The organism is Stenotrophomonas maltophilia R551-3, from assembly GCF_000020665.1.
GTDB classification, from domain to species: Bacteria; Pseudomonadota; Gammaproteobacteria; order Xanthomonadales; family Xanthomonadaceae; genus Stenotrophomonas; species Stenotrophomonas maltophilia_L.
Genome location: NC_011071.1, coordinates 864458 through 876939, shown reverse-complemented (window position 1 = coordinate 876939; position 12482 = coordinate 864458). Strand labels below are relative to the sequence as shown.

Here is a 12482-nt window from a genome sequence, read left to right as displayed (position 1 = left end):
CATGGATCAGTTGTCTTCCAGTTCCATGTTGATGGCCAGCGAGCGGATTTCCTTCACGAGCACGTTGAAGGATTCCGGCATGCCCGCGACCATCTCGTGCTCACCGTCGACGATGTTCTTGTACATCTGGTTGCGGCCCTGCACGTCATCGGACTTCACCGTCAGCATTTCCTGCAGGGTGTAGGCCGCGCCGTAGGCTTCCAGCGCCCAGACTTCCATTTCACCGAAGCGCTGGCCGCCGAACTGCGCCTTGCCGCCCAGCGGCTGCTGGGTGACGAGCGAGTACGGACCGGTCGAACGGGCGTGCATCTTGTCGTCGACCAGGTGGTTCAGCTTCAGGTAGTGCATGTAACCGACGGTGGTGTGGCGATCGAACGCTTCACCGGTGCGGCCGTCGTACAGCTGGGTCTGGCCACTGCTCGGCAGGTCGGCCAGTTCCAGCATGCGCTTGATTTCCGCTTCGGTGGCGCCGTCGAACACCGGGGTGGCCATCGGCACGCCGTCGGTGAGGTTACGCGCCAGACGCAGCAGCTCCTCGTCGCTGAACTGCGACAGGTCGACACGGTTGGCCACGTTGGTGTCATCGTGGTTGTAGATGTCGTCCAGGAACTTGCGCAGGTCGGCAACCGCCGCCTGGGCTTCCATCATCGCCTGGATCTTGCGGCCCAGGCCCTTGGCCGCCCAGCCCAGATGCACTTCCAGGATCTGGCCGATGTTCATACGCGACGGCACGCCCAGCGGGTTCAGCACGATGTCCACGGTCTCGCCCGAGGCCATGTACGGCATGTCCTCGACCGGCACCACGTTGGACACCACACCCTTGTTGCCGTGGCGGCCTGCCATCTTGTCGCCCGGCTGGATGCGGCGCTTCACGGCCAGGAACACCTTGACCATCTTCAGCACGCCCGGGGCGAGGTCATCGCCGGCGGTGATCTTGCCGCGCTTGTCGGCGAAGCGACGCTCGAATTCCTTCTCGTGCGCCTGGATCTGCTTCTGCGCGCGCTCGATGGCTTCCGAAGCGTCCTCGTCCTTCATGCGCAGGGCGAACCAGTCAGCCTTCTTCAGGCCGTCCAGGAACGCGTCGCTGATGACGTCGCCCTTCTTCAGGCCAGCGCCACCGTTGACCACCTTGCCCACGATCTGCGAGCGCAGACGCATGTAGATGGCCGCTTCCAGGATGCGGAACTGGTCGTCGAAGTCCTTTTTGACGCGCTTGATTTCAGACTCTTCGATCTGACGGGCGCGCTTGTCCTTCTCGATGCCGTCGCGGGTGAAGACCTGCACATCGATGACGGTGCCGTCCATGCCCGGCGGCACGCGCAGCGAGCTGTCCTTCACGTCCGACGCCTTCTCGCCGAAGATCGCGCGCAGCAGCTTCTCTTCCGGGGTCAGCTGGCTTTCGCCCTTCGGGGTGACCTTGCCGACCATGATGTCGCCGGCGCGGACTTCGGCACCGATGTACACCACGCCGCTTTCGTCCAGGCGGTTCAGCGCCTGCTCGGAAACGTTCGGGATGTCGGCGGAGATTTCCTCCGGCCCCAGCTTGGTATCACGCGCGACGCAGGTCAGCTCTTCGATGTGGATCGTGGTGTAGCGATCCTCTTCCACCACGCGCTCGGAAAGCAGGATGGAGTCTTCGAAGTTGTAGCCGTTCCACGGCATGAACGCGATCAGCATGTTCTGGCCCAGGGCCAGTTCGCCGATGTCGGTGGACGGACCGTCGGCCAGCACGTCGCCGCGGGCGATGATGTCACCCACCTGGACCAGCGGACGCTGGTTGATGCAGGTGTTCTGGTTCGAACGGGTGTACTTGACCAGGTTGTAGATGTCGACGCCGGCGTCGGTGGCACCGACGATTTCTTCCTCGACCACCTTGACCACGATGCGGGCGGCATCGATCTGCACGATCTCGCCACCACGACGGGCATTCACGGTCACACCGGAGTCACGCGCCACGGCACGCTCGATGCCGGTACCGACCAGCGGCTTCTGCGCACGCAGGGTCGGCACGGCCTGACGCTGCATGTTGGCGCCCATCAGTGCGCGGTTGGCGTCATCGTGCTCCAGGAACGGAACCAGCGCGGCCGCGATCGACACGGTCTGCATCGGCGAGACGTCCATGAAGTGGACTTCCGCCGGCGGCTTCAGCAGCGATTCGCCCTGGAAGCGGCAAGGAACGAACTGTTCGGTCAGCACGCTGTCGGCATTGGTCAGCGCGTTGGCCTGCGCAATGACGTACTCGTTTTCTTCGATCGCCGACAGGAACTCGACTTCGTCATAGACCTTGCCGTCCACGACCTTGCGGTACGGGGTCTCGAGGAAACCGTACTGGTTGGTGCGGGCGTACACGGCCAGCGAGTTGATCAGGCCGATGTTCGGGCCTTCCGGGGTTTCGATGGTGCAGACGCGGCCGTAATGGGTCGGGTGCACGTCGCGCACTTCGAAGCCGGCGCGCTCACGGGTCAGACCGCCCGGGCCCAGGGCCGAGACGCGACGCTTGTGGGTCACTTCCGACAGCGGGTTGTTCTGGTCCATGAACTGCGACAGCTGCGAGGAGCCGAAGAACTCCTTGATGGCAGCGGCGACCGGCTTGGCGTTGATCAGCTCCTGCGGGGTCAGGCCTTCGGACTCGGCCATCGACAGGCGCTCCTTGACCGCGCGCTCGACGCGGACCAGGCCCACGCGGAACACGTTCTCGGCCATTTCGCCGACCGAACGCACGCGACGGTTGCCCAGGTGATCGATGTCATCGACCACGCCACGACCGTTGCGGATCTCGGTCAGGACCTTGATCACGTCCAGGATGTCGGAGCTGTCGCCATGGGCGGCAACCAGGCGCTTGGACTCTTCGTCGTTGCGCTCGCCGTAGTACTTGCGGTCGTACAGCACGGCTTCGCCGGTGGTTTCCTTGCGGCCCACGCGACGGTTGAACTTCATGCGGCCGACCGCGGACAGGTCGTAGCGCTCGAAGGTGAAGAACAGGTTGTGGAACAGGTTCTGCGCGGCGTCCTTGGTCGGCGGTTCGCCCGGACGCATCATGCGGTAGATCTCGACCAGGGCTTCCAGCTGGGTCTTGGTCGGGTCGATGCGCAGGGTGTTGGACAGGTACGGGCCACGATCCAGGTCGTTCACCCACAGGGTGCCCACGGCATCCACGCCGGCCTTGCGGAAGGCCTGCAGCTGCTCGTCGGTGATCTCGTCGTTGGCCTGGGCCAGCAGTTCGCCGGTCGAAGCATCGACCACGTCGTGCGACAGGATGCGGCCGACGATGTAGTCGTCCGGCACGGCCAGGGCGGCGATGCCCGAGGCTTCCAGCTGCTTGATGTGGCGCGCGGTGATGCGCTTGCCGGCTTCCACGATGACCTTGTCGCCGTCGGCGAGGTCAAAGCCCAGGGTTTCGCCGCGCAGGCGCTCCGGCACCAGCTCCAGCTGGACGCCTTCATCCGGGTTGATGTGGAAGGTGTTGATCTCGAAGAACTCGGCCAGCATCTCTTCGTTGCTGTAGCCAAGCGCGCGCAGCAGGATCGACACCGGCAGCTTGCGGCGACGGTCGATACGGGTGAACAGCGCGTCCTTCGGGTCGAACTCGAAGTCCAGCCAGGAACCGCGGTAAGGAATGATGCGGGCGCTGTACAGAAGCTTGCCCGAGCTGTGGGTCTTGCCACGGTCGTGGTCGAAGAACACGCCCGGCGAACGGTGCAGCTGCGAGACGATGACGCGCTCGGTGCCGTTGACGATGAAGGTGCCGTTCTCGGTCATCAGCGGGATTTCGCCCAGATAGACCTCCTGCTCCTTCACGTACTTGATGGCCTTGGTCGACGACTCACGGTCGTAGATCACCAGGCGCACGGTCACGCGCAGAGGGGCGCCGTAGCTCATGCCACGCTGGCGGCACTCACGCTCGTCGAAGACCGGTTCGCCCAGCTTGTAGCCGACGTATTCCAGGGCAGCGTTGCCGCTGTAGCTGGCGATCGGGAAGACCGACTTCAGCGCAGCGTGCAGGCCGTGGTCCGTGCGCTTGGCCGGATCGACGTTTTCCTGCAGGAATTCACGGTAGGAATCCACCTGGATGGCGAGCAGGAACGGCACTTCGAGAATCGAACGCTGCTTGCCGAAATCCTTGCGGATACGCTTTTTTTCGGTGAACGAATAGGACGTCATGAGGTCTTCCACCTTGTTGTGCGGATCGTGCGCCCACGATCCGAAGGGAACTTGAAATTGTCAGTTGGAAGTCGCTGGTATTGCCGGCACCAGCACGCCTTCTCCCGCTACTTCCAACTGCCAACTCGTCTGCTACCACGCCCCTGCTGCCGCGCTCTGCGCTGGCCGGCCGGGGTTTGACTGCAGCCCGTGTTGGGCTTTTTTCTGCATCTGGAACGGTAGAGCCGACTGTTAGTCGACTTTTTTCACAGCAGTCGACTAACAGTCGACTCTACCCGTACCGCAACAACGACCAAAGGCCGGGGGCTTACGCCCCCAGCCTTGGCTGCATCGCCGTGAATCGATGACGATGCAAAGGAAGTGCTTACTTGACTTCGACAGTCGCGCCAGCAGCTTCCAGGTCCTTCTTCATCTTCTCGGCTTCGTCCTTCGAAGCGGCATCCTTCAGGACGCCACCGGCTTCGGCCAGGTCCTTCGCTTCCTTCAGGCCCAGGCCGGTGATGGCGCGGACGGCCTTGATGACTTCGACCTTCTTGTCGCCGGCCGACTTCAGGGTGACGGTGAACTCGGTCTGCTCTTCAACAGCAGCGGCCGGGCCAGCGGCAGCAGCCACGGCAACCGGAGCAGCGGCGGAGACGCCGAACTTCTCTTCGATGGCCTTGACCAGCTCCATCACTTCCATCAGGGACTTCTCGGCGATGGCGTCGACGATCTGTTCGTTGGTAAGGGACATGATAAATACCTTTGGATGATTTTCTGGGTTGAGGTTCCGTCAGGAACCACGGTAAGTCGAAACTCAGGCGGTCTCGGCGGCCGGCTCAGCAGCGTCGGCGGCGACGTCGCCACCATTCTGCTTGTCGCCGATTGCCTTGATGGCGCGGGCGAACATCGTGACCGGCTCGGTCAGGACGCGGGCCAGCATTGCCAGGGCCTGGTCGCGGGTCGGCAGCGAGGCCAGCACGTCGACATGGCTTGCCGGGAACACTTCACCACCGATGGCGACGACCTTAGCCTTCAGCTTGTCGTTGCCCTTGGCAGCTTCCTTGATCAGGCGACCGGCTGCGCCGGGCTCCTCAAGCGAGAACGCGTACAGCAGCGGACCAACCATCTGGTCCTGGGCGACTGCGAACTCGGTGCCTTCAACGGCGCGCGAAGCCAGGGTGTTCTTGACAACTTTCAAGAAAACACCGGTTTCACGAGCCTGCTTGCGCATCGCGGTCATCTGGGCGACCGTGGTGCCAGCGTATTCGGCTGCGATCAAGGAGTGGGCCTTGGCGGCGATGTCTGCCAGCTCGGCGACTACTTCTTGCTTCTGGGACAGATTGAGAGCCATTGCACTCCTCCTATTGAACTCCGCTTACGGCTCCTGCCGTGTGCGGTCCTGTGCAGCATCCGTCCTGGACGCCGGGAACATCGGAATGATGTTCCGGGGGGTGGGCCGTTCCAGACCTGGAGGCAATCAGGGAAATCCCAGACATGCGTGAACCAGAAAACTCCAGAAGGGCACCATCTACGCAGGGTGATTCCGGGGAATCGATTAAGCGCTCATGACTGCTCCGGCGGCGACTCCCTGCCAGTTCGAGCTTCCGTGCCCGTCGCCGGTATTGCCATGACCGCGCCTGCGGTCTTTGACGGCTACCACCGGCGATGTACTGCCGGCGATGCCTTCAAATGTCACGGTCACGGCACCCAGGGCACCGTGACCGCTTGAAACAATTACTTCAGGGTCAGCGACGACTGGTCGACGGTGACGCCCGGGCCCATCGTCGAGCTGACCGAAACCTTCTGCAGGTAGGTGCCCTTCGAGGTGGCCGGCTTGGCCTTGATCAGGTCCAGCAGCAGCGCGGTCAGGTTCGACTTCAGCGCGTCTTCGGCGAAGTCGGCCTTGCCGATGGTGCAGTGGATGATGCCGGCCTTGTCGGTGCGGTAGCGCACCTGACCCGACTTGGCATTCTTCACGGCTTCACCCGGGTTCGGGGAAACGGTGCCGACCTTCGGGTTCGGCATCAGGCCGCGCGGGCCCAGCACGGTGCCCAGCTTACCGACGACGCGCATGGCGTCCGGGGTCGCGATGACGACGTCGTAGTTCAGATCGCCGGCCTGCATCTTCTCGGCCAGATCGTCCATACCGACGGCTTCGGCGCCAGCGGCCAGAGCTTCGTCAGCCTTGGCACCGGCCGGAGCGAACACGGCGACGCGGACCGACTTGCCGGTACCGGCCGGCAGCACGGTGGAGCCGCGGACCTGCTGGTCGGACTTCTTCGCATCGACGCCCAGGCGCACGGACACGTCGATCGACTCGACGAACTTGGCCTTGGTGGCGGTCTTCAGGATGTTGATCGCGTCCTCGAAGGCGTATGCCTTGCCCGGAACGACGGCGGCCTTGATGGCCTTCTCACGCTTGGTCTGTGCCATCTTCTTAACCCTCCACCACGAGGCCCATGGAACGGGCAGAGCCAGCGATGGTACGCACGGCGGCGTCCAGGTCGGCGGCAGTCAGATCCGGTTCCTTCGCCTTGGCGATCTCTTCCAGCTGCTTACGGGTGACCTTGCCGACCTTCTCGGTGTTCGGGCGCTTGGAGCCCGACGAGATGCCAGCGGCCTTCTTCAGCAGGGTGGTGGCCGGGGTGCTCTTGGTGATGAAGGTGAACGTACGGTCCGAGTAGGCCGTGATGATCACCGGAACCGGCAGACCCGGCTCGAGCTTCTGCGTGGCAGCGTTGAACGCCTTGCAGAATTCCATGATGTTCAGGCCGCGCTGACCCAGCGCAGGACCGACCGGCGGCGAGGGGTTGGCCTGACCGGCCTTCACCTGCAGCTTGATGTAACCGACAACTTTCTTTGCCATGAGTATGCTCTCCGGGTGCTAGCGCCTTGCGACAACAGGCTCCCCATCGGACCGGGAATCACGCGTCCCGGCATCGCGTTTTGAAACCATGCTGAAGGCCACCTTGCGGCGGCCTCGTCCTGCTGGCTTCCCAGCGGGGAGCCGCGCACTATATCAGGTTTTTTCTTCACATGCCTGAAGCAGCACATAAACGAAGGAAACCGGGCCAAGCCCGGTTCCCCTTGTAGAGTCGAGCCATGCTCGACCGCACCGCCATCCGGCGCCAGGAGTCGAGCACGGCTCGACTCTACAGCCGGATCAGACGGCCTTTTCGACCTGGCCGAACTCGAGCTCGACCGGAGTGGCACGACCGAAGATCAGCACCGAGACGCGCAGACGGCTCTTCTCGTAATTGACTTCTTCGACGACGCCATTGAAATCGTTGAACGGACCGTCGGTAACGCGGACCATCTGGCCCGGCTCGAACAGCACCTTCGGACGCGGCTTCTCGACACCTTCCTGAACGCGGTTCAGGATGGCTTCGGCCTCGGAATCAGCGATCGGCAGCGGACGATCGGCGGTACCGCCAATGAAGCCCATGACGCGCGGAGTTTCCTTGACCAGGTGCCAGCTTTCGTTATCGATGCGCGGAATGCCCGCTTCTTCGTGGGTCTCGATCTGGACCAGCACGTAACCCGGGAAGAACTTGCGCTCGGAGCGGCGCTTCTGGCCGGCGCGCATCTCGATCACTTCCTCGGTCGGAACCAGGACGTCGCCGAAGCGCTCTTCCATGCCGTCACGGACGATGCGATCGCGCAGAGCCTGCGCCACCGACTTCTCGAAGCCCGAATAGGCGTGAACGACGTACCAACGCTTCATGCAATTCTCCTTAGCGGCTCAGGAACCACTGAGTCAGTTTCTGGATCAGGAAGTCGAAGCCACCCAGCAGCAGGCTGAGGATGAGCACCACGACGATCACGACCCAGGTCATGCGGACGGCTTCCTGGCGCGTCGGCCAGACCACCTTGCGCAGTTCAAAGCGCGACTCGGAGAGGAATTCGCGGGTGTCGCGCCCCTTGCCGGTCAGCATGAACACGCCGATACCGCCAACCAGACCGACCACAACCGCCAACGCACGCAGCTGACCCGCCCACGCACCCAGCTGGGCGGCGCGACCGGAGTCGGCAGAGAACCAGAACCAGACGAACAGACCCGCCAGCACCAGCAGTGATGCGGCAACGTACTTGACGATATCCCCACCGTTGGCGGAGTTGTCTTTGGAATGTTCGATCTTGCTATTCATCCGGCTGTGTCTGCTTTAGCGGCCCAGGCCGCTGGATAAGGTGGGCAGATGGCACGCCAGGAGGGACTCGAACCCCCAACCTGCGGTTTTGGAGACCGCTGCTCTGCCAATTGAGCTACTGGCGTACGTGATAAAACTTGCCTTCCCTTAGACGGCGAAGGCGGACCGAGGTTCCCGGCCCGCCATTCGCGTAACCGGCGGCGCTATGCAACCGCCGGTACTGCAGGCTTACTCGATGATCTTCGAGACCACGCCGGCGCCGACGGTACGGCCGCCTTCGCGGATGGCGAAGCGCAGGCCTTCGTCCATTGCCACCGGGTTGATCAGGGTGACGACCATCTTGACGTTGTCACCCGGCATCACCATTTCGACGCCTTCCGGCAGCTGGGCTGCACCGGTGATGTCGGTGGTGCGGAAGTAGAACTGCGGGCGGTAGCCGTTGAAGAACGGGGTGTGACGGCCGCCCTCATCCTTCGACAGCACGTACACTTCGCCTTCGAACTTGGTGTGCGGCTTGATCGAACCCGGCTTGGCCAGAACCTGGCCACGCTCGACGTCGTCACGCTTGGTGCCGCGCAGCAGCAGGCCAGCGTTGTCGCCTGCCTGACCCTGGTCCAGCAGCTTGCGGAACATTTCAACGCCGGTCACGGTGGTCTTCTGCACCGGACGGATACCGACGATTTCGATTTCGTCGCCGACCTTGATGATGCCGCGCTCGATACGACCGGTCACCACGGTGCCGCGGCCCGAGATCGAGAACACGTCTTCCACCGGCATCAGGAACGGCTTGTCGATCGCACGCTCCGGCTCCGGAATCCAGCTGTCCAGGGCATCGACCAGCTTCAGGATGGCCGGCACGCCGATGTCGCTCTGGTCGCCTTCCAGCGCCAGACGGGCCGAACCGGCGATGATCGGGGTGTCGTCGCCCGGGAAGTCGTACTTGCTCAGCAGCTCACGCACTTCCATTTCGACCAGCTCGAGCAGCTCGGCGTCGTCGACCATGTCGGCCTTGTTCAGGAACACGACGATGTACGGCACGCCGACCTGACGCGACAGCAGGATGTGCTCGCGGGTCTGCGGCATCGGGCCGTCAGCGGCCGAGCAGACCAGGATCGCGCCGTCCATCTGGGCAGCACCGGTGATCATGTTCTTGACGTAGTCAGCGTGGCCCGGGCAATCGACGTGGGCGTAGTGACGCTTCTCGGATTCGTATTCGACGTGCGCGGTCGAGATCGTGATACCACGAGCCTTTTCTTCCGGCGCGGCGTCGATCGAGGAGTAGTCCTTGAACTCGCCACCGAAGCGCTCGGCACCGATCTTGGTCAGTGCGGCGGTCAGCGTGGTCTTGCCGTGGTCGACGTGACCGATGGTGCCGACATTGACGTGCGGCTTGGTGCGCTCGAACTTACCCTTGGCCATGGCTGCTTATCTCGAATTCGTCTGAGAGGTGATGCTTAAGATGGTGCTCACGAAAGGAATCGAACCTTCGACCTCTTCCTTACCAAGGAAGTGCTCTACCGACTGAGCTACGTGAGCCGAGTTTTGCATTATGACATGAACTCGATAATATTCAAAGTTCATTCAATGGAGCGGGAGACGGGAATCGAACCCGCACCATCAGCTTGGAAGGCTGAGGTTCTACCATTGAACTACTCCCGCGCCGGGAATGTCACAACGTGAAACTGGTGGAGGGAGGTGGATTCGAACCACCGAAGGCGTAAGCCAGCAGATTTACAGTCTGCCCCCGTTGGCCGCTTGGGTATCCCTCCTTACCACCCCATTCCGTGCCGCCGAAGCGTTGCGGTGTGTGGTGGTGAGCCCGCAATTCTGGAGATGAAGCGGGGACCTGTCAACGCTTTTTTTCACTTTTTTTCACATGCGTCGCAAAGCCATTGATACGCAAGGCTATTGCCCGGGCACCGGCAGGGGCTCGCTGGCGAAAATTGCCACATGGGGAATTCCGTCGGCCCCGATCCAGCCGCGGTACATGCCCTGGGTGTTGAACGGCGTGGCCATTTTCCCGTCTGCGGCCAGCACGATGGCACCGCCGTCACCGCCCATCTGCGGGATCGTCTCGTTGATCACGCCCTTGCCGGCCTGCTCCGGCGTCTGCCCCTGGTAGCGCATGCGCGCGCAGATCTCGTGCGCGGCCGCGGTACGGATGTAGTACTCGCCCCAACCGGTACCGGACACCGCACAGCGGGCATCGGCCCAGGTACCGGCACCAATGATCGGCGAGTCGCCGACACGGCCGTAGCGCTTGTTGGTCATGCCACCGGTGGAGGTGCCGGCGGCGAGATGGCCCTGAGCATCCAGCGCGACCGCGCCGACGGTACCAAAGTGCTTGGCAGTCTCCAGGTCGGCATGCGCCTGGCCACTGGCCTCTTCCTTCAGTGCCCGCTGCAGCTGCTGCCAGCGCTTGTCGGTCCGGAAGTACGAGGGATCGACCAGGGTCATGCCCTGCTCCACCGCGAAGGACTCGGCGCCCTGCCCGACCATCATCACGTGCCGGGACTTCTGCATCACCGTCTGCGCCAGCAGGATCGGATTGCGCACCCGCTGCACGCCGGCCACCGCACCAGCGGCCTGGGTCGCGCCATCCATCACCGCCGCGTCCAGCTCGTTGCGGCCATCGTGGGTGAACACCGCGCCCTTGCCGGCGTTGAAGGTCGGATCGTCCTCCAGCACGGTGATCGCCGCAGTGACCGCCGCCAGCGCCGGACGACCGGCGGCCAGTTCCGCATGGCCCTTGCGCAGGGCGGCGCTCAATGCGTCACGTGCGGCCTTCTCTTCAGCCGGTGACAGGTCCTTGCGCTCGACGCCGGCGCCGCCGTGGATGACCAACAGCGGTGAAGCTGCCGGTGCGGCCTGGGCAAGCATGGGCAGGGACAACAGAGTGGACAGCGCCAGGCGCAGTTTCATCGGGTACGTCTCCAGGGAGTGTTCGGTAGCGCCGGGCCATGCCCGGCGGAAAGAGCGATGCGGCAAGGCCGCGATGCGGCAAGGCCGCCGGGCATGGCCCGGCGCTACCGTCGCACGACTTCGATCTCGCCGTCGCTGACGTCGGCCATGGCCTGGTAATCGGCCTCGGCCTGGAAGTCGTCCAGGCGCATGCGGCTGCCGCTGGCGACCACGGTCACCGGCACGGCGTGGAAGCGCAGCGGCTCGCCTTCGACCAGGCGATCGGCATCACGGCCGGGGCTGACCACCCAGACCTTGCCTTCGCCGTCAGCGCTGTAGACCTGCGCCTGGCCATCCGGCTCCACGCACAGGGCGGTGTCCTCGTCGACGCCGATGCCGACGATGTCCGGATCGCCACTGTCCTGCACGGCACGGGCGACGAACACGATCAGGCGGCCGAGGCGGTCGCGCTTGTCGAAGTGGGTGTCGGTGACCACGCGCTGCAGATAGGGCATCTGCAGGAAGCCGCTGTCCATGGTCACCGCGCTGCCCATCGGGTCGGCCAGCGCCCCGGCGGAGCTGATGCTGCCGCCGTCCAACGCGCCATAGGCATAGCCGCCCAGGATCGCCAGCCCGGCGCTGGTGCCGGCAATCGGCTTGCCGGCACGCACGTGGGCATTGAGTGCACGGTTCAGCGCGGTGCCTTTCCAGAAGCGGATGTAGCGCGACTGGTCGCCGCCGGCAATGAAGATGGCGTCGGCCGCCGCGACCACGCGCAGTACCGCCGGATCGTCGGCGCCACGGCGATTGTCGAAGACCAGGGTCTGCACGGCAGTGGTGCCGCCGATGTCCCGGTACAGGCGGTCCTGCAACTCATCGCTGCCCGACGCGCGCAGGATCAGCACACGGCCGTTGCCGGCCTGCTTCAGCCACCACTGGAAGGCCTCGGGCACCCACTCGCCGCCCCCCATCAGCATCATCGCTGGCGCGCGCGGACCAGGCCGGGGGGCTTCCAGATCACCGACTTCGTAATAGGCGAAACCGGGGCCCTGCAGGTCCTGCGCAGGCGCCGCCAGCGGCCAGGCCAGGGCCAGCAGCGCCAGCCAGGCAAAGGGGCCGTGCAGGGTTCTGTGGAGGCGTCGCATCTTGATCTCCCTGAACAAAATCGACTTGCAAGCGTTTTCACTCTTTGCCAGATAGGAACCCAGTAGTCAAGGACATAAAAAAGGCGTTAAATGCGCGCGCCCATTCCGGAAATCTGAATGGGGGATAGGGCCCCACCTCTGCGGG

The 12482-nt window shown here is 63.7% G+C and carries 10 protein-coding genes and 4 tRNA genes; all 14 read right to left on the bottom strand.

Annotation, left to right across the window (positions count from 1 at the left end; translation table 11 throughout):
* Positions 1 to 6: 6 nt before the first annotated feature.
* Positions 7 to 4161 (bottom strand): DNA-directed RNA polymerase subunit beta, encoded by a 4155-nt coding sequence (rpoB, locus tag SMAL_RS03825; RefSeq protein ID WP_004145255.1) that lies wholly within the window; start codon positions 4159 to 4161, stop codon positions 7 to 9.
* Between the two features lie 364 nt (positions 4162 to 4525).
* The gene (gene rplL, locus SMAL_RS03820; RefSeq protein WP_004145253.1) at positions 4526 to 4894 is read right to left on the bottom strand and encodes a 50S ribosomal protein L7/L12; all 369 of its coding nucleotides are present in this window, start codon (positions 4892 to 4894) and stop codon (positions 4526 to 4528) included.
* 63 nt (positions 4895 to 4957) lie between these two features.
* Positions 4958 to 5494 (bottom strand): 50S ribosomal protein L10, encoded by a 537-nt coding sequence (rplJ, locus tag SMAL_RS03815; RefSeq protein WP_004145252.1) that lies wholly within the window; start codon positions 5492 to 5494, stop codon positions 4958 to 4960.
* A 383-nt stretch (positions 5495 to 5877) separates the two neighbouring features.
* Positions 5878 to 6576, bottom strand: coding sequence for a 50S ribosomal protein L1 (rplA, locus tag SMAL_RS03810; protein WP_004145250.1), 699 nt, complete (start codon positions 6574 to 6576; stop codon positions 5878 to 5880).
* Positions 6577 to 6580: 4 nt separating this feature from the next.
* Positions 6581 to 7009, bottom strand: a complete 429-nt coding sequence (gene rplK, locus SMAL_RS03805) for a 50S ribosomal protein L11 (protein ID WP_004145248.1) — start codon at positions 7007 to 7009, stop codon at positions 6581 to 6583.
* A gap of 297 nt (positions 7010 to 7306) precedes the next feature.
* Positions 7307 to 7867: a transcription termination/antitermination protein NusG gene (nusG, locus tag SMAL_RS03800; protein ID WP_004145203.1), complete on the bottom strand. Its 561-nt coding sequence runs from the start codon at positions 7865 to 7867 to the stop codon at positions 7307 to 7309.
* 10 nt (positions 7868 to 7877) lie between these two features.
* Positions 7878 to 8291, bottom strand: a complete 414-nt coding sequence (secE, locus tag SMAL_RS03795; RefSeq protein ID WP_004145202.1) for a preprotein translocase subunit SecE — start codon at positions 8289 to 8291, stop codon at positions 7878 to 7880.
* Between the two features lie 49 nt (positions 8292 to 8340).
* Positions 8341 to 8416 (bottom strand) — tRNA-Trp (locus tag SMAL_RS03790).
* Between the two features lie 103 nt (positions 8417 to 8519).
* Positions 8520 to 9710, bottom strand: coding sequence for an elongation factor Tu (tuf, locus tag SMAL_RS03785; protein ID WP_012510154.1), 1191 nt, complete (start codon positions 9708 to 9710; stop codon positions 8520 to 8522).
* Between the two features lie 41 nt (positions 9711 to 9751).
* Positions 9752 to 9827: transfer RNA gene (locus SMAL_RS03780), tRNA-Thr, on the bottom strand.
* A gap of 49 nt (positions 9828 to 9876) precedes the next feature.
* Positions 9877 to 9950, bottom strand: a tRNA-Gly gene (locus SMAL_RS03775).
* 24 nt (positions 9951 to 9974) lie between these two features.
* Positions 9975 to 10060, bottom strand: a tRNA-Tyr gene (locus SMAL_RS03770).
* 136 nt (positions 10061 to 10196) lie between these two features.
* Positions 10197 to 11213, bottom strand: a complete 1017-nt coding sequence (locus tag SMAL_RS03765) for an isoaspartyl peptidase/L-asparaginase family protein (protein WP_012510153.1) — start codon at positions 11211 to 11213, stop codon at positions 10197 to 10199.
* A gap of 104 nt (positions 11214 to 11317) precedes the next feature.
* Positions 11318 to 12337, bottom strand: coding sequence for a cyanophycinase (locus tag SMAL_RS03760; RefSeq protein ID WP_012510152.1), 1020 nt, complete (start codon positions 12335 to 12337; stop codon positions 11318 to 11320).
* Between the last annotated feature and the right edge of the window lie 145 nt (positions 12338 to 12482).